This is a genomic window from Pseudomonas sp. QL9 (genome assembly GCF_041409665.1).
GTDB classification, from domain to species: domain Bacteria; phylum Pseudomonadota; class Gammaproteobacteria; order Pseudomonadales; family Pseudomonadaceae; genus Pseudomonas; species Pseudomonas knackmussii.
This window is the reverse complement of record NZ_CP166971.1, coordinates 4,341,884-4,358,368: the sequence shown is the minus strand read 5'-3', so window position 1 is coordinate 4,358,368 and position 16,485 is coordinate 4,341,884. Positions and strand designations below refer to the sequence as shown.

General features: G+C 61.6%; 18 protein-coding genes. 10 read left to right on the top strand and 8 right to left on the bottom strand.

Annotated features, from left to right (window positions below; genetic code table 11):
• Positions 1 to 26 precede the first annotated feature (26 nt).
• Entirely contained in the window at positions 27 to 455 is a 429-nt protein-coding gene (locus ACA097_RS20325; RefSeq protein WP_043254360.1) for an Rrf2 family transcriptional regulator, read from the bottom strand.
• 141 nt (positions 456 to 596) lie between these two features.
• On the opposite strand from ACA097_RS20325, the gene ACA097_RS20320 reads away from it, so the two are divergent.
• Positions 597 to 1,484 carry an NAD(P)/FAD-dependent oxidoreductase gene (locus ACA097_RS20320; protein WP_090265898.1) on the top strand — a complete coding sequence of 296 codons (888 nt, stop codon included), beginning with the start codon at positions 597 to 599 and terminating at the stop codon, positions 1,482 to 1,484.
• A gap of 79 nt (positions 1,485 to 1,563) precedes the next feature.
• On the opposite strand, the gene ACA097_RS20315 is transcribed toward ACA097_RS20320, so the two are convergent.
• The 4 genes from ACA097_RS20315 to ACA097_RS20300 all read right to left on the bottom strand — a co-directional run bounded on the left by ACA097_RS20315 (position 1,564) and on the right by ACA097_RS20300 (position 6,238).
• Positions 1,564 to 2,043, bottom strand: a complete 480-nt coding sequence (locus ACA097_RS20315; RefSeq protein WP_371365585.1) for a Bro-N domain-containing protein — start codon at positions 2,041 to 2,043, stop codon at positions 1,564 to 1,566.
• A gap of 421 nt (positions 2,044 to 2,464) precedes the next feature.
• The gene (locus ACA097_RS20310; RefSeq protein WP_371365583.1) at positions 2,465 to 4,162 is read right to left on the bottom strand and encodes an AMP-binding protein; all 1,698 of its coding nucleotides are present in this window, start codon (positions 4,160 to 4,162) and stop codon (positions 2,465 to 2,467) included.
• Positions 4,163 to 4,259: 97 nt separating this feature from the next.
• The gene (locus tag ACA097_RS20305) at positions 4,260 to 5,678 is read right to left on the bottom strand and encodes an MFS transporter (RefSeq protein ID WP_371365581.1); all 1,419 of its coding nucleotides are present in this window, start codon (positions 5,676 to 5,678) and stop codon (positions 4,260 to 4,262) included.
• Complete coding sequence (locus ACA097_RS20300; protein WP_371365579.1) at positions 5,675 to 6,238, bottom strand: hypothetical protein; 564 nt, start codon at positions 6,236 to 6,238, stop codon at positions 5,675 to 5,677. Before ACA097_RS20300 ends, ACA097_RS20305 begins: the two co-directional genes overlap by 4 nt.
• A gap of 143 nt (positions 6,239 to 6,381) precedes the next feature.
• Here ACA097_RS20300 and ACA097_RS20295 point away from each other — a divergent pair, with 143 nt between their 5' ends.
• Positions 6,382 to 7,278, top strand: coding sequence for a LysR family transcriptional regulator (locus ACA097_RS20295; protein WP_043254215.1), 897 nt, complete (start codon positions 6,382 to 6,384; stop codon positions 7,276 to 7,278).
• Between the two features lie 253 nt (positions 7,279 to 7,531).
• Here ACA097_RS20295 and ACA097_RS20290 read toward each other — a convergent pair whose 3' ends face one another.
• Entirely contained in the window at positions 7,532 to 8,485 is a 954-nt protein-coding gene (locus ACA097_RS20290; RefSeq protein WP_371365577.1) for a diiron oxygenase, read from the bottom strand.
• Between the two features lie 199 nt (positions 8,486 to 8,684).
• Here ACA097_RS20290 and ACA097_RS20285 point away from each other — a divergent pair, with 199 nt between their 5' ends.
• The gene (locus ACA097_RS20285) at positions 8,685 to 9,641 is read left to right on the top strand and encodes an AraC family transcriptional regulator (protein ID WP_371365575.1); all 957 of its coding nucleotides are present in this window, start codon (positions 8,685 to 8,687) and stop codon (positions 9,639 to 9,641) included.
• Between the two features lie 97 nt (positions 9,642 to 9,738).
• Here the strand turns inward: ACA097_RS20285 and ACA097_RS20280 are convergent, their stop codons facing one another.
• The gene (locus ACA097_RS20280; protein ID WP_371365573.1) at positions 9,739 to 10,170 is read right to left on the bottom strand and encodes a LysR family transcriptional regulator; all 432 of its coding nucleotides are present in this window, start codon (positions 10,168 to 10,170) and stop codon (positions 9,739 to 9,741) included.
• Between the two features lie 105 nt (positions 10,171 to 10,275).
• Here ACA097_RS20280 and ACA097_RS20275 point away from each other — a divergent pair, with 105 nt between their 5' ends.
• Positions 10,276 to 11,232, top strand: coding sequence for a DMT family transporter (locus tag ACA097_RS20275; protein WP_371365571.1), 957 nt, complete (start codon positions 10,276 to 10,278; stop codon positions 11,230 to 11,232).
• Between the two features lie 107 nt (positions 11,233 to 11,339).
• Here the strand turns inward: ACA097_RS20275 and cynR are convergent, their stop codons facing one another.
• On the bottom strand, positions 11,340 to 12,236 hold the full coding sequence (gene cynR, locus ACA097_RS20270) for a transcriptional regulator CynR (protein ID WP_160288010.1): 897 nt from the start codon (positions 12,234 to 12,236) through the stop codon (positions 11,340 to 11,342).
• A gap of 124 nt (positions 12,237 to 12,360) precedes the next feature.
• On the opposite strand from cynR, the gene cynS reads away from it, so the two are divergent.
• The 6 genes from cynS to ACA097_RS20240 all read left to right on the top strand — a co-directional run bounded on the left by cynS (position 12,361) and on the right by ACA097_RS20240 (position 16,405).
• On the top strand, positions 12,361 to 12,828 hold the full coding sequence (cynS, locus tag ACA097_RS20265) for a cyanase (protein ID WP_160288011.1): 468 nt from the start codon (positions 12,361 to 12,363) through the stop codon (positions 12,826 to 12,828).
• A gap of 85 nt (positions 12,829 to 12,913) precedes the next feature.
• The gene (locus tag ACA097_RS20260; RefSeq protein WP_043254225.1) at positions 12,914 to 13,150 is read left to right on the top strand and encodes a DUF2790 domain-containing protein; all 237 of its coding nucleotides are present in this window, start codon (positions 12,914 to 12,916) and stop codon (positions 13,148 to 13,150) included.
• A 32-nt stretch (positions 13,151 to 13,182) separates the two neighbouring features.
• Positions 13,183 to 13,842, top strand: a complete 660-nt coding sequence (locus ACA097_RS20255) for a carbonic anhydrase (RefSeq protein WP_160288013.1) — start codon at positions 13,183 to 13,185, stop codon at positions 13,840 to 13,842.
• A gap of 433 nt (positions 13,843 to 14,275) precedes the next feature.
• Entirely contained in the window at positions 14,276 to 14,665 is a 390-nt protein-coding gene (locus tag ACA097_RS20250) for a hypothetical protein (RefSeq protein WP_371365568.1), read from the top strand.
• A 331-nt stretch (positions 14,666 to 14,996) separates the two neighbouring features.
• On the top strand, positions 14,997 to 15,674 hold the full coding sequence (locus tag ACA097_RS20245; RefSeq protein ID WP_043254232.1) for a DUF3313 domain-containing protein: 678 nt from the start codon (positions 14,997 to 14,999) through the stop codon (positions 15,672 to 15,674).
• Between the two features lie 56 nt (positions 15,675 to 15,730).
• Positions 15,731 to 16,405 (top strand): MarC family NAAT transporter, encoded by a 675-nt coding sequence (locus ACA097_RS20240; RefSeq protein ID WP_371365566.1) that lies wholly within the window; start codon positions 15,731 to 15,733, stop codon positions 16,403 to 16,405.
• The last annotated feature ends 80 nt before the right edge of the window (positions 16,406 to 16,485 follow it).

Sequence of the window (16,485 nt, the reverse complement as noted above, 5' to 3'; positions counted from 1 at the left end):
AACGCAGGTTTGCAGATCACACTGGTTCAAAGACCCTGATAGCGCCGCTCGAAATCACTGGCTAACTGTTCAAGTGTGATGCTTCCCAAGCGGTTTAGAAGCAACGCCTGTGCCGCGTCAAACGCGTCTGTCAGCGCTGCGTTCACCGCTTGTTCGACCAGGCATTGTGGATGGTCGGTCGACAAACCGATGGCGAAGAGCGAAGACGAGCCCAAGGCCTGATGAATATCCAGCAGGGTCATATCCGCCAGCGGTTTCGCCAGCGTCCACCCTCCCCGGTGCCCCTTTTCTGAGCGCACATAACCCTTGTCCTTGAGCAGCGCCATGGTCCGCCGGACCACCACCGGGTTGGTACCGAGCATCTGCGCGATGGTATCGGACGTGGCGGGCTGATCATGGCGAGCCATATGGATCAATACGTGCAGCATGCGGGACAGACGCGTGTCATTTCTCATGTAGGACGGTTTCCTGAATTACTGTCGGGGAGTATCGCTCGATACACCAAAAGTTACGAGACTGTTGACACCCCAATGTCATGTAACTTACGTTGTATCTAGATTTCTTTCGACCGGTCAAACATCCAGAGGAATTGATCCATGGTTCATGATGTGATCATCGTCGGCGGTAGCTATTCCGGAATTTCCGCAGGCTTGCAACTGGCACGGGCGCGCCGAAAAATACTGGTGCTCGACGCAGGTCAGCGCCGCAATCGGTTTGCTAACCACTCATATGGATTTCTTGGTCAGGACGGCCGCGATCCCGGTGCGATAGCCAGTGAGGCACGAGCCCAGTTACTGGCTTACCCAACGGTGGAGTGGCTTTCTCAACCCGCCGTCCAGGCGAAAACGGGCGACGGTGGCTTTGTGGTAACCATCGAGAACGGGCAACAATTCGCGACGCGGCGTTTGATCCTTGCCACAGGGGTGGTGGATGAGCTGCCTGAGGTTCCCGGGCTGTCAGAACGATGGGGGCAGCGAGTGTTTCATTGTCCGTATTGCCACGGATATGAACTTCACGGCGGACAAATTGGTGTATTGGCGGCATCGCCACTGGCGATTCACCATGCACTGATGCTACCGGACTGGGGGCCAACCACATTATTCCTCAACGAGGTATTCGAGCCGGATGCCGATCAGTTGGCCAATCTGACCAGGCGCGGGGTTACGGTAGTGGCAGAGCCAGTCTTGTCGGTCGGCGGAGAACAAGCCGATGTGACCCTCGCCAGCGGTCGAGTGATCAAACTTGCCGGATTGTTCACCCAGCCTCGGACCCGTATGGGCAGCCCATTGGCTGCGCAACTGGGTTGTGAGTTTGAAGCAGGGCCGACGGGCGAATTCATCAAGGTCGATGCGATGCGCGAAACCAACGTGTCCGGAGTTTTTGCCTGCGGGGATGCAGCGATAGGCGCAGGCAATGTCGCAATCGCCGTGGGGGACGGCGCACGCACGGGCTGCGCGGCACACCAGTCGCTGATGTCTCGCTGAATACGGGCGGTCGATAACAGCCCCTAAGCAATTAGCCCAAAAACCAAAACGGCGCATAACCGCCACGCGGTTAAGCGCCCTACCCCCGCCACCACCCCCGAGCACTACGCCGCTCCTCCCGCATCAACTGCGGCATCTGCGTCAGCGCTATCCACAGTTGCCCTTGCCAATCCAGCAGCGTTACCGGCTTGCCCTCCCCCTTGGCTAGCAATCGGCGAGGGCTATCGGCCGCCATCAGCGCTTGATCGCGCAGCGCCGGGAGGACTTCGCCGGTGAGCCATTGGCGCAGTTCGCGGAACTCGGGGCAGCGGTGGCGTTGGAGGACGTGGAAGGTGCCGTAGTCGTTGATCACCCAGACCGTTTCTTCGCCAGTGCTGGTGAGGAGGCGGACCTGGCGGCGGAGGTCGTCGTCGAGGCGGTGGGTGACGTAGTGGTCGACGCGTTGGTGGATCAGGCAGCCCAGGTCGCGGGCGACCAGCCAGGGTTGGTTGTCTATCAGGATGCCGCGCAGGGAGCGGTTGTAGCGCAGGAATACGGTGGGTTCGAAGACTTCTTCCATGGTGAACCTCTGAGCATTGATCCAGAGGCCACGCCTTCGTCGCAGGACGGAAGGGTGGCAAGCCGCGCAAGGTTGGCGAACCGGCACTATTAACCGGCAGACCCGAAGGTCTCCCTGCGCGGCCCGCCATAGAAAAACTCTGCCCCGCAAAAAATACGGAACAGAGTTCAGGCGCAGTCGCGCAATAGTGTCGGGTCGCCAAACCCGTCCCCTGTCGTTTTCACAAGGGCGACGCGAGGGTATGGAGATGCGCGATTAGGGTCAAGCCACGAAATGCCGCACCGGTCGCAGGGCATATAACCGTTCGCGGCGCTTATCGCCGGCGCCGAGGTTAGCCTGGCGACCTCGACGTGGGGCTTTGGATTTTCATATGAGGCCGGCTAATGGGTGTCCGCCTTTCATTTCTCTTTTTTTAAGTGCCTCAGATGCTTTCCCAAAGAACACGCTCGTGCGAGTCGGCAAATCGCTGTGCCAATTCAGCGTACTGAGCTTCGATAATGTTGCGTTTGACTTTGAGTGTCGGTGTTACCAGCCCTGAATCTGGAGACCAGTCGCGAATCGAAACTACTACCCCGGAGATTTTTTCGTGGTTGAGCAACTGCAGGTTGATCTGCTCAACGAAGGCACCTATTTCACTGCTCAGTTCGCAACGCTTGGCGCGTAGAAAAGGCTGTGACAGCGTAACTATTGCTACCGGCTGGCTGAGCCCGGAACCAATCAGACATATCTGCTCAAACCCCTTGAAGGAGGCAAGTTTGGCCTCAATTGGCGCGGGGGCGACATATTCGCCTTTCTCTGTCTTGAACAGTTCCTTGATCCGTCCAGTGATTCGCAGGTAGCCGTCTTCATCGAGTTGACCGAGGTCGCCGGTGCGGTAATAGCCCTCGTCATCGAGGGCTTCACGACTCTTTTCTGGTTCCTTGTAATAGCACTGCATCAACGTGGGGCACTTGAACAATATCTCGCCTTCTTCGCTAAGCTTGGCACCACTTTCCGGCATGGCCCTACCGACGGTGCCGGGACGATGTTCTCCCGGGCGTCCGATGAAGCCATAGGCAAAGTTCTCAGTCATGCCATAGCCCTCCGCGATATGAAGGCCAATACGGCCATACCACTGCTGCAGTGCGGGTGACAGCGAGGCGGCGCCGGAAACGATGATCCGCGCACAATCAAGCCCAAGCGCCTTGCGCACCTGGCGTGCGACCAGTGTGCGGAGTATCGGTACAGCCAGCATCTTGTCCAGGCGGGATTGCGGCATGCGCTCAAGGATATTGTCCTGGAATTTTTTCCATAAACGAGGCACTGAGAAGAAGAAGGTCGGGCGCACGGCGCAGAGGTCGGCTTGAAATGTCTTCAAGGACTGGGTGAAGTTGATCTGCATACCCGCATACAGGCTGTTGCTAGCCACAAGTAGACGCTCTGCGACATGCGCAAGTGGCAGAAAGGAAAGGGTTCGGTCGCGGGCCGAGAAACCAAATACCGCGAGGGCATGGTGGCCTACATGCCGTGGTGCGCGGTAACAGTGCACCGCGCCCTTTGGGAGGCCTGTTGTGCCGGAGGTGTAGATGATGGTCCAGATGTCGTCGTCGTGCGGCACCGGTCGACCCGGCAGCGGTTCATGATTGGTTATCAAGTCCGGTAGCAGGTAGTCCACCTCGCCGCCGCGCTGGAAGTCGCAGTCGGCGCCGTGGAAAGAGAAACCAATCTTCAAAACCGATTGGGGGATGCTGGATTTCAGGCGTTTCCAGACGGGTTCATCCAACTTGCCGACGAAGATCGCCTTCGCCTCCGAGTGCTGCAACACATAGCCAAGCGATTCAGCCGATTGATCGACATACAACGGCACGCTTATCAGACCGGCAAACTGCAGCGCGAGGTCGGTTATCACCCATTCAGCACAGTTCTTCGACAGGATCGCGATCTTGTCGCCGCGCTCCAGTCCCAGCGTTTTCAGTGCATTCGCCATGCGCCGAACATGATCACCAGTCTCGGCCCAACTGTACTCACGCCACTTTCCCATTACAGGTTGACGGAGATAGATGGCATCGGGGCTTTGCTCCTCCCAGTGGTAGAGCATTTCGATAGGGGACTTGTCCTTGGCGAAATCTTTCAGCTGCATTCTGTCGTGCTCTTTCTTATTAGGTATGTGTAAGAGTCATCTTGCGTTGAGGGCGAATCGATAATGGATGACCTTATCGGGCTTACGATTTGGCGCCTTAGGTCCGCGTGCCTTGCAACCTACTCATCAGAGCAGCGAACAAGTTCAAAAGAGCTCCAGCACCCAGGGCGATCTGAGGCACAGAGTCGGCGGGGAACAGATTGAAGAGCAGCGTCATGGTGACCGCGCCAGCAGTTTGCCCGAGCAAGCGAGCGGTGCCCTGCATACCCCCTGCAGCGCCACTCCGGCTTACAGGCGCAGCGAGGAACATATTGCGATTATTGGCGACGTTGAAAAGGCCGAAGCCGAAACCGCAGAGCATGGTGAGCGGCACCAGCATCATGAGGTTTTCCTGCAAAGGCCAAAGCGCGGCCCCGCCCAGCCCTATCGAAAGACAAATGCCACCTACGAAACAAAACCGGGCAGTAGACCATCGGTTTGAAAGACGACCAGCTAGCGGAGCTGCTAACGCGACGGTTAAAGGCCAGGGAATCATGTAGAGGCCTGTCACCAGCACGTCTTGGCCAAGGCTGTGCTGGAGGTAGAAAGGCAGCGCCACCAAGCCTGCGGTCTGCCCAGCAAAGCAGAGCACCGAAGCAATAACTGAAATGCGGAATGAGTAGGACCTGAGCAGGTCAAGCGGAATCAGCGGCGCTTTCCTTTGCTTTTCCCGCTTGACCAGCAGCGTCAGTTGAATGGCAGAGATGGCCAGCAGCGCTGCAGCCAGCAATGGGTGCTCAGTGATGATTCCAGCGGCGATGACCAGCGGCGCAAAGGTCCCTGCATTCAATGCAATGCTCGACAGATCCACTTTGCGCGCGGTGCCGGCCACAGCAGGTAACGCAAGGGCGGCCAGCATCGCCCAGAGGCCGAAGGGGAACAGCACAGCAAAGAGCCATGGCCAGTCTGCCACGTCGAGAATCGCTGCCCCCATTGCGGGTCCGGCTGCCGATGACAGTGCAACCGCAAGTGCATTCCAGCCGATCGCGGCGCCCAGTTGTTGGCTAGGCACCACTTGGCGAAGCAGTGCGATTCCGAGCGCCATGACTGCCGCGCCTCCCAGCCCCTGAAGCAATCGCGCGGCGATGAGCCACGGCAGCGTCGGGGCCATTGCGCACATCGCAGTGGCGACCAAGAAGAGCGCCACCCCCCAACTGAATACCCGACGGTAGCCAAGGCTTTCACCCAGCGCCGCACAAGGCAGCAAAGCCATCAGGAGCGCCGCCTGGTTGGCCGTGATTATCCAGATGGACAGCGCAGGCGACACTTGCAGCGACTGAGCGATCGTTGGCAGTGCCATGTTGGCTATCGCCGTGTTGAGCACCACCAGCACCATGGCGGCCAACACTGAGCTGACGGCGGTCAGGCGCCTCAGTTTTGTCCGAACCGATGGCGCATCAACGACAAGCCCCGAAGACGCCGCCCGTTCAGGCTGTACGCCGAGGCGGACGGCGTTGGGGGCAGCGCGGGGCTTCATGACTTCAACCATTCCGGAGCGCACTGGCTCGCGGGAACCCAATCACCGTCCTGCTTCACATATCGCGTGAGCTTGCGGGCCTCTTTGTCCTCCTTCTTCAAATCCCGCTCGGTGAAGCGGAAGAGCAAAGCAGGCCCGGAAATGCAGTGGGTGTCGTGAATATCGCCCGGCAGGTAGACCTGCGTCTGACCGGCGCGAACCCTTGAGGACCCGCGCTTGACGAGTTTCACCTTGCCATCCGGGTCCTGAACCCTGGCATAGGTGCCCATTTCTATTTCACCGTGCTGCACGGCGTAAATGACCCATCCCCGACCGTGATCATGAGGTGGTCGGTAGAGCCCTTCAGGCTCGGTATGCGCCAGCAGGACAAATCCGTTTACCGGGTCTCGGTACATCTCTTGCTGGGCCGATGCTTGCTGGTGCAGGTCGGCCAGCCAAGGCTCGGTGACAGGAGTCTTCAGCAGTGCATCCAACTGCTGCTGGCAGCCTGCGACCACTTCAGAACTGAGCGGCCCCCAGATTGATTGGACACGCTCAACAAATCTGTCCAACGAGTTCATACATCATCTCCTCATCCACTTCGGTACGAATGTGCCGATGCAGAGAACTGTATGTAGCGCGCCGACATGGCGGAAGACGCACCGTTCGCACTTTATTCTTGCGTCTGACGCCATATGACAACGAGATGAGCTAGCATCAGGTCATGTCGAATCTGGACCTGAATCTGCTCATTACCCTCGACGCGGTGCTCGCCGAAGGAAGTGTTACGCGTGCGGCCAAGCGCTTGCGGCTCAGTCCCTCGGCGATGAGCCGGGCGCTTGCTCGGCTCAGAGAAACCACGGGAGATCCGCTTTTGGTCAGGGCGGGGCGGGGGCTCGTTCCTACTCCCAGGGCTATCGAACTTCGTGATCGCGTTGGTCAGCTGGTTCGGGACGCGCAGGAGGTTTTGCGCCCAGCCGAGTTTCTGGATCTGTCAAAACTCGACAGGACGTTCGCGATCAGGACCAGCGAGGGATTTGCCGAGAGTTTTGGCCCCGCGCTTATAGCCCGTATTGGGGAGCAGGCCCCTGGAGTACGGCTGTTCTTCATGCAGAAGCCAGACAAAGACAGCAAGCCATTGCGCGATGGAGTCGTCGATCTCGAAACCGGAGTTATAGATCTGACCTCGGCGCCAGAACTGAGGGGTCAGTCTTTGTTCAGGGATAATTACGTCGGCGTCGTACGATCCGGGCATCCATTAAGTCGCGGCCAAATCACGCCGGAAAAGTATGCTGCGGGCACGCATATCTCCGTGTCGCGTGAAGGGATAGAAAAAGGCCCCATAGATGACGCGCTGCTGCCACTTGGATTGGAGCGAAAAATAGCCACGATCGTCGGTGGCTTCTCGACCGCGCTGGGGCTGGCCCGGGGATCGGACATGATCGCCAGCGTTCCCGAGCGCCATACCGCGAGTTTGCGCGAGGGGATGTATAGCTTTGCGCTTCCTTTTCGGACTCCGGAGTTCACCGTTTCACTGCTTTGGCATCCGCGATTCAGCGCTGATCCGGCTCATCGATGGCTTCGAAGCCTCATTCTCGATGTCTGTGGAAAGAGCGAATAGCCCCGACTCCTTGGGAGGCACTTACGCCCAAAGGGAGCCCTTCAAATTGATAGGACTCAAGCCTTCCGGGAGCGGGAGTTGCCTGACGCTCGAGATCGATGCCGGGCAGAACCCGCATTGAACGAATGACCGCTTGCAGCCAAGCCAAGCAACATCCCCATCAGTACCGTCATGGTCGCCGTACTCGATAAATCAGCTCAGCCCTTCATCCCACAGCCGCGCGGCCGACGCGTGATCGGCCGCGCGCTGTCGATCAGTTGCCCATGATGGGTGCCAGTGCGGCCTGAATCCTGGACAACTGTGCTGGCGTTGTCATGGACGCAAGCAGCCGGCCAAAGTGTGGATGCTGCACGCCCGAGACAATGTATTGCCAGCGGTAGGCGCTCAGCACGGAGGCTTTGATTTGCGCTGACTCGTCGACACTGAGCGATCGTGAGACGTTTCGAAGAAAGTAGTCGGCATCGGATGCCGATTGTGCCTGCAGGATTCCGTCGACGGCCGCCACCAGCGCGATCAGATCGTTGACTGCCTGGTCGTGCTCGTCGGGCGAGAGTTTCGCGTGCTCTGCCTTCCACTCCAGCTCATCGAGTACGACGTGCCGGCTTTCATCCTTCCAGTGAAACTTGAAAACATCCTTGAACAGCGGGCACAACTCCTCGTGCGGGGCGATGCTTTGCACGTAGTGCGCTTGAACAAACAGCTCTATATGACAAGTCAGCGCCAGCACCGACCAGGTGCTGGCCGCCAGTACCGCGCGCGCTACATCGTTTGGATCGGCAACTTGGCGATATCCCGCAGGCAATTGCGAACCAATCATCGTATCCATGCGCCGGAACAGCTCCTGGTGCTTGATCTCGTCGTTGGAAAAGCGCACCAGCGCTTCAAGGGCGAATTGATCGTCAAATACATGGGCGCGACCTTGATCAAGCATTTTGGCACTGATGAAGCGCTCGACCAGGCCAAAGACATACGCATAGGTTCGGCCCTGAATCTGACTGAGCAAGCGCGCCTCGTCCGCGGCGAGAAAGGTGAGGCGGTCGATCTGCGACAGTCCGTCGGGCAAGAACTTGCGCGAGAAGTCGAAACTCCGGCCCTGCAGCAAATCGCGATCAATCTGCCATTCCGCTTTCTTCGATGACCTGACGATCTGAGCATAACGGGCGGCGTTGCCCGAACCTGAGCGTGGCATGGTCGCGATGGTGTTCATGTCGATCTCCTGCTTCCCGAATTGAGATGGAGTGGGGCTGCTACGGGTGACGTCGGAACCGATGACCACTGGTGAAGCCGCTGGGGATAGCCGCGATCGCTGGGTCCGCGCTGGTGCTAATCTAGGCTTCGCGGTTCAGGCGCTGAATGACCGGTGCGCCTGATTACCTGCTCCAGACTCCGGAAAGGGGGGCTGGCAATTGTTGGATGCGCTTTCTGATGTCTTGCGAGTGATTCGTCTGTCTGGAGGGGTCTTCCTCGAGGCGGAATTCACTGCGCCCTGGTGCATCAGCGGACGCATCTCCGCGGACGATTGCAAACCGTTCCTGGCGGTGCCCCGCCATGTCATCGCATCGCATTTCGTCGCAGCGGGGCGCATGCAATTGCGAATCGGAGAGGGGGCCATCATCGAGGTGCAGGCAGGTGAACTCGTTCTGCTTCCCCGCAATGACGCCCACTCCTTCGGCAGCGACCTGGACATTGCGCCCATGCCGGCGAGCGAAGTCATCCAGCCGCCGGAAGTCGGCGATATCTCACGAATCAAGTACGGCGGCGGCGGCGAGGCAACACAGCTACTGTGCGGATTCCTCGCTTCTGAAACACCCTTCAGTCCATTGCTTTCGTCACTGCCGTCGGTATTGAAGCTGGACGTACGCGCGACGGCTTCCGGGGCCTGGATTGAGAGCTCGTTCCGTTTCGCCGTCAGTGAGATTGCGGCGGGACGCGTCGGCTCGACAACGGTCATCGCCAAGCTATCCGAACTGCTGTTTGTCGAAGCCGTCGGCCAGTATGTCGCCAGCCTCCCCGCTGAACGCCGCGGGTGGCTGGCAGCGTTGCGAGATCCGCATATCGGGCGCGCACTGGCGCTGCTCCATGCTCGTCCGACCGAGAGTTGGACTGCAGAGGCCCTGGCTCTGGAAGTGGGCATGTCACGTTCGGTATTCGCAGAGCGATTCACGGCAGTGGTCGGACAGCCACCGATGCAATACCTGACGCTATGGCGTATGCACGTGGCGGCTCAACTCCTGCGCGAAGGCCGTGGCAATGTGGCGCAAATTGGCTTTGCGGTGGGCTACGAATCCGAAGCCGCGTTCAGTCGCGCATTCAAACGCCAATTCGGCACATCACCCGGCACTTGGCGCAGACAATCGGCTTGAGAAGTTCCGGTGCCGATGGACACTCCGATCAAGCCAAGCAGTAACGGTCTTCTCTTGGCGACTTCTGCCGGTTCCGACCGGCAGCTTCGGTTCGATATCAGCCACTACTTCCTTTCCACCACCTCCGCCTGCCCCGCCCTTCCTCCCGCATCAACTGCGGCATCTGCATCAGCGCCATCCACAGTTGCCCTTGCCAATCCAGCAGCGCTACCGGCTTGCCCTCGCCTTTTGCCAGCAGCCGGCGCGGACTTCCGGTGGTCGTTAGTGCTTGGTCGCGCAGGGTGTCGTCGAGTTGCTGCGCCTCGCGCAAGACCCGTTGGCTGGCCTCCAGCACCAGGCGCCCGGTCGGGGTCAGGGTCATGCCGTCGCTCCGGCGCGCAAACAGTGCAACGCCGCAGCGCTCTTCGAACAGGCGCAGTCGATTGCTCGCCGCCGAGATCGCCACCGGAACCGAGGCCGCCGCCTTGCTCAGGCTGCCGGTGTTGGCGATGGCCGCGATCAACCGCAGGTCGGCGAGGTCGAAGTGCATGGCGCGTTCTCCAAAAACGAAAGCCATCTTCGCGAAATTGAGATTCTAGCGGCCCGGCCTTCTTTCTAGAATAAAGGCCCTCTCCTGCCGCCCCTCCCCGCCGCGATGAACAAACTGACTTCTCTCTACCAACGCAGCCTGCAGAACGGCGTGCTGTTCGCCGTGCTGTCCGCCACCGGTTTCAGCCTCAAGGCGGTGTTCGTGAAGCTGTGCTATGCCGCCGCCCCGGTGGACGCCGTTACCGTCCTGGCCATCCGCATGGGCCTGGCGCTGCCGCTGTTCCTCTGGCTGGTTTGGCTGAGCAAGGGGCCGCGGCTGTCGGGGGCCGATGGCCTGCGCATCCTGCTGCTCGGGCTGGTCGGCTATTACCTCTCCAGCCTGTTCGACTTCTTTGGCCTGCAGTACATCAGCGCCGGCCTGGAGCGGCTGATCCTCTTCACTTACCCGACGCTGGTCCTGCTGCTGCAGATGGCCGTGACGCGCAAGCGGCCGAGCCTGCGCACCCTGGCTGCCATGGGCCTGTGCTACCTCGGCCTGGGCGTTGCCCTGGTGCACGACATCAAGGTGCAGAGCAGCGACGGGCAGATCCTGCTGGGCGCCCTCTGGGTATTCGCCAGCGCCGTGACCTACGCGCTGTATTACGTGGGCACGTCGGCGGTGGTGGGGCGCATCGGCTCGATGCGGCTGTCGGGGCTGGCCGGCGCCGCCTCGGCGGTGATGGTGCTGATTCACTACGCCGTGAGCGCCGACGTGCATCAGTTGGCCACGCTGCCGAACGCGGTGTGGATGCACGGCGCGCTGATGGCGCTGTTCTCCACCGTGCTGCCGATCTACTGGATGGCGCTGGCCATCCAGCGCATGGGCGCGACCCACGCAGCTGCGTTCGGCAACCTCGGGCCGGTACTGACCGTGTTCGCCTCCTGGGCGCTGCTCAACGAGGCGATTTCGCTGTACCAGATCGCGGGGTTGGCGCTGGTGCTGTTCGGCGTGTCGCGGTTGTCGTCGGCGAAGTCCGCGCCGGCGAAGGTCACGCCACAACAGAGCCCCGAGCCCGCCGATTGAGGGAACGGCGCCGCAAGCAAGGGGCCTCGCCCGCTTTTGGACGACGCCTCGCAGGCGTTCTCTTGGTGATTGGCGGAAACCGCCATCGGCTCGGGAGGCCGCTTGACTCAAGCCCCTGCCAATGAGGCGAGGTCGCTGCCGAGCAGCAGCTCCATGAAGGCCACCGACGCCGCGCTGTGATAGTTGTTCCTGCGCCGCAGCACAGCCGCCCCGCGCTTCGGCGCCGCCACTTCCAGTGGAATCTTGCGCAGGGCCCGCTCGCCGGTGGCGATGGCCTCCGGAAGCAGGGTGGCCATGGCGGTGTGCCGGACGACTTCCAGCAGCGTGCTCACCGAGTTCACCTCTATCGCAACCTTGGGCGCGATCCGCGACTCGACGAAGTATTCGTCGATGCGCGCGCGGGTGATGTATTCCGGCGTCAGCAGCGCGAATTCCAGCTGCGCCACCTGCTCGGCGCTCAGGACAGCCTGGCTGTCGTATAGCGGGTGGGCCTTGCCCACCATCAGCCCCAGGGTTTCGGTGAATGCCGGGATCGACTCGATGTCGGCACTCCTCACCCCATCGAAGGCAATCGCCAGGTCCAGCGAATCGTCCGCCAGGCCGGTTTCGATCTCGGACATCGGCAGCTCGAAAAGCTCCAGGTGGATGTTCGGGTAGCGCGCCAGGTAGTCGCGCACCAGCGGCCCGACCAGATACGCCATGAAGGTCGGGGTCATGGCCAGGCGCAGGGTGCCGCGGGACAAGTCCTTCACGTCATGCAGCGCGCGCCTGCCCGCCTCCAGCTCCACCAGCACCCGCCGCGCACATTCGATGTACGCCTGGCCCGCATCGGTCGGCTTGACCGTGCGCGAAGTTCGGTCGAACAGGGTGACGCCGAGGGTCTCTTCCAGCTGCCGGATCTGCTGCGACAGCGTCGGCTGGGAGACGTGCAGCGCTTCGGCGGCGCGGGTAAAGCCGCCGTTGTCGGCAACGGCCAGCAGGTAACGCAGATGTCGCAGCAGCATGGGATCACCATCTATAGGCAGTGCTTATGCGGCGCATTGTATATCGGTCTTGGACGCTATCGATCATCCGAGAGGAAGATGGCCTCACACCGAAACACACACCCACAGCAACAGGAAAAACACCATGCAACAGTCCCACGCCTACAACGATGCAAGCCTGGCCCTGACCACCCAGATCCTCGATGCCAAAGCGCGCAAGAACCTGTCCTGGCAGGACCTGGCCGACGGCACCGGCCTTGGCCTGGCCTATGTCACCGCCGCCCTGCTCGGCCAGCACCCGCTGCCGCAGAGCGCCGCCGAAGTCATCGGCGACAAGCTCGACCTGGACGCCGACGCCGTGGCCCGCCTGCAGATCATCCCGCTGCGCGGCAGCCTCTCGGGCGTGCCGACCGACCCGACCATCTACCGCTTCTACGAGATGATCCAGATCTACGGCACCACCCTGAAGGCGCTGGTCCACGAGCAGTTCGGCGACGGCATCATCAGCGCCATCAACTTCAAGCTTGGCCTGCAGAAGGTCGAGGACCCGGAAGGCGGCTCCCGCGCCGTGATCACCCTGGACGGCAAGTTCCTGCCCCTGCGTCCCTTCTGACGACAACCGGCCCGCACTCGCGTGCGGGCCCTATCCACCCCCCTGAAACCGCTGCCCCTCACCAATGCGCCCTGGAGGACGCCCCATGAAAAAAATTCTGTTCGCCGCCGCCTTGTGCGCCGGCATCGCCGCCCAGGCCCAAGCCGCCGATGAAGCCGTGCCCTACCGCTACGGCATGGACCTGGACATCGCCCATCTCGTGAGCGTCACCCCTATCGCCGACGTGTGCGGCGTGGTGCCCGCCCAGATGACCTACCTGGACTCCGAAGGCACCACCCATACCGTGAACTACATGGTCTTCGGCACCGGCTGCGCCGGTTGAACGCCCCTTTTCAACACCCTGAGGAAAACCCCATGAAAGCGCTCATCGATGGATTCCTGAAGTTCCGCAAGGAAGCCTTCCCGCAACGCACCAAGCTGTTCAAGCACCTGGCCACCACGCAAAACCCGGGCACTCTGTTCATCACCTGCTCCGACAGCCGCGTAGTGCCGGAACTGCTGACCCAGCAGGAGCCTGGCGAGCTGTTCGTGATCCGCAATGCGGGCAACATCGTGCCCTCCTACAGCCCGCATCCGGGTGGCGTCTCGGCCACCGTCGAATACGCCGTCGCCGTGCTGGGCGTGACCGACATCGTGATCTGCGGCCACTCGGACTGCGGCGCCATGACGGCGGTCGCCCAGTGCAAATGCATGAACCACCTACCCGCCGTGGGCGGCTGGCTGCAGCACGCCGAGTCGGCGAAGGTCATCAACGAATCGCACGCGCATGCCAGCGAGTCGGCGAAAGTCGCCTCGATGGTCCGTGAAAACGTGATCGCACAACTGGCGAACATCCAGACGCATCCGAGCGTGCGCCTGGCCCTGGAGAAAGGCCTGCTGAACCTGCATGGCTGGGTGTACGACATCGAGACCGGCTCGATCGACGCACTCGACACCAGCAGCCGTACCTTCGTCCCGCTGGCAGAGCACCCGAACACTCGCGCGCTCTTCGGCAACACGGTGGCAGCTGCGTGAAACCCAGCGTAGCGAACGGCAATGGGGACGGATTCAAGCAGGCGCTCTCGTCCTGAGGACCAAGGCACCGTCGGCGCCGCAAGATCCGTCCCCCCAGCCCTCCCTCCGGGGCAGCCAAGCCCCTCGCGCAGCCCTGCCGAGGGAACAGCTTCAAGCCCTGCGCCAGCGGCACCGCTCGGGCGCGCCGTCCGAACCTGCAGTTCAGCGAGCCAGCGAACGCCGGGTCGTTTGTATCCCACTGTGTCCTCGGCCCGCTTAAACACTTGTGCATTTGAACGCGCGCCTTCGCGACACCTCGCAGATACCTTGCGGGCATTCAATGAGCCCCATCAGGACATCGACGCACGGCAAGGCCCAGTGCTCTTCGACGGCGTACGACCCTGGTCCGATTGGTTTGCATGAATGCCCACTCCCACGCTCGAGGATCACCGCCATGAACAAGCTGAACACCCTGCTGACCGCCATCGCCTTCTCCCTGGCCGGTGTGGCCGTACACGCCAACGCTGCCCAGACGAACTGCTCGAACGGCAATGCCTGCTTCCAGTCGACGCCTGTGGCCGGCAAGAGCGGAGCTGCGCAGCTGGCCGAAGACGGCTACGGCCGCACCCCGCTGGGCATGCAGCAGAACCCATCCCTGGCCGAGAACGGCTCGGCACGGACTCCGCTGGGCCAGCAACTGCAGGAGCAACAGAAGGTGGCCGAGGACGGCTCCAGCCGCACCCCGCTGGGCCTGCAGCAGGACCAGAGCCTGGCCGAGAATGGCTCGGCACAGACGCCGCTGGGCAAGCAGTTGGAAGGCACCCAGGAGAACGGCGTTGCCTGATCGGTAGGCAACGCGTGCGAACGTCGGCCGCCGATCGTGTGGCCAACAGTCCGACCGAAACTCAGCCGGGCCCCGAGACGCGCCTTGGCTCTTCGTAGGAGCGAGCTTGCTCGCGAACAATTTCGCGGCGGGCAGTTCGCGAGCAAGCTCGCTCCTACAGGTACGCCGCCGCTCCCCGCTCCCATCCCCGGCGGCGTGGTGGATGCCCGACCGGCCCGCTTCGGCAGCAGATGAGCGCCAGTGGCCGAGGGCCGAAACGCTCCTAGACTCCTTGAAGCGCCGGTGCTCATCGGCGCAACGGCCACCCGCCCCGACCAAAGGGAGTCCCATCGTGAGCAGATTCAACGGAACGCTCGTCGGCGTCATCTTCAGCAGCCTGCTGCTCGGCGCCTGTACCTCGCAAGTGACGGAGAAGGAACAGTATTCCGGCTTCCTGCCGGACTACTCGAAGCTCCAGGAGGCGACCTCGCCCAGCGGCCACCCGGTGATGCGCTGGATCGACCCGAGCTTCCAGCCGCGTACCTACAGCACTGTCGTGTTCGACTCGCTGCTGTTCTACCCCGCGCCCAAGCCGGACGAGCGGGTCAATCGCAAGACCCTGCAAGACCTGCAGCAATACGCCAGCGACTCCGCGAGGGAAACCATCGCGCTGCGCTACAAGGTGGTGCCCAACCGGCAGTCGATCCCCGCCGGGCAGCGCGCCATGCAAATGCGGGCGGCGATCACCGGCGTCAGCGCCTCCAACGAAGGCATGAAATGGTACGAGGTGGTCCCCATCGCCGCGGTGGTCGGCGCCACCGGGGCGGCCGCCGGGTATCGCGATCAGAACACCGAGCTTTATATCGAAGCCGCCATCAATGACGCCGCGACGGGCAAGCCCTTGGCCTACGTGGTGCGCAAGGTCTTCGGCAAGACCCTGGAAAACAACAAGGAGGAGATCACCGCCGACGACTTCAAGCAGGCGATCAAGGAAGTGAACAGCGACCTGAGCATCATGCTCAACCGGTAGCCGGCGCATGACACTTCGGCGCGCCACCCGCGCGCACAGACCAAGGAAGACCGGGCATGGGTAGCTTGTTCGACGCGCTCATGCTCGGAATCCTGGCGCTGCTGCCGCTGATCAATCCGCCGACGACGGTGGCGCTGTTTCTCGCCCTGTCCAGCGGGCTGAGCCGGGAAGAAAAGGACCGCCAGGCGCGGCTGACCGCCTTCTACGTGTTTCTCATCATGACGCTCACCTACTACATCGGTGAGTTCGTCATGGGCGTGTTCAGCATCTCCATCCCGGGCCTGCGCATCGCCGGCGGCGGCATCCTCTGCATTATCGGCGGGCGCATGCTTTTCCCCCAGCCGCGCCCGACCTCCCGCTCGGGGGAAGACGATGAACAGCGCACCAGCTTCGCCTTCATCCCGCTGGCCATGCCGAGCACCGCAGGCCCCGGCACCATTGCCATGATCATCAGCGCCTCGGCCAGCATCAAACACAACACGAACTTTCCGCCGTGGGTCCTGCTGACCGCGCCGCCGCTGATCTTCCTGCTGACCGCGCTGATCCTCTGGGGCTGCCTGCGCGCCTCGGACCTGATCATGAAGGCCACGGGCCAGTCGGGCATCGATGCCATCTCGCGGCTGATGGGCTTCCTGCTCGTCTGCATGGGCGTGCAGTTCGCCATCAACGGCGGCGTGGAGATCGTCCAGCGGATCATCGACAGCAACCTGCACAGCCTGCCGCAGCCGTAGTTTCGATGTAGCTCCAGGCCGAGCGGGCCGTGGCTTTAAACAGCTTCGATCGCACCTACGCTTACTGTGTTTCGCTGGCC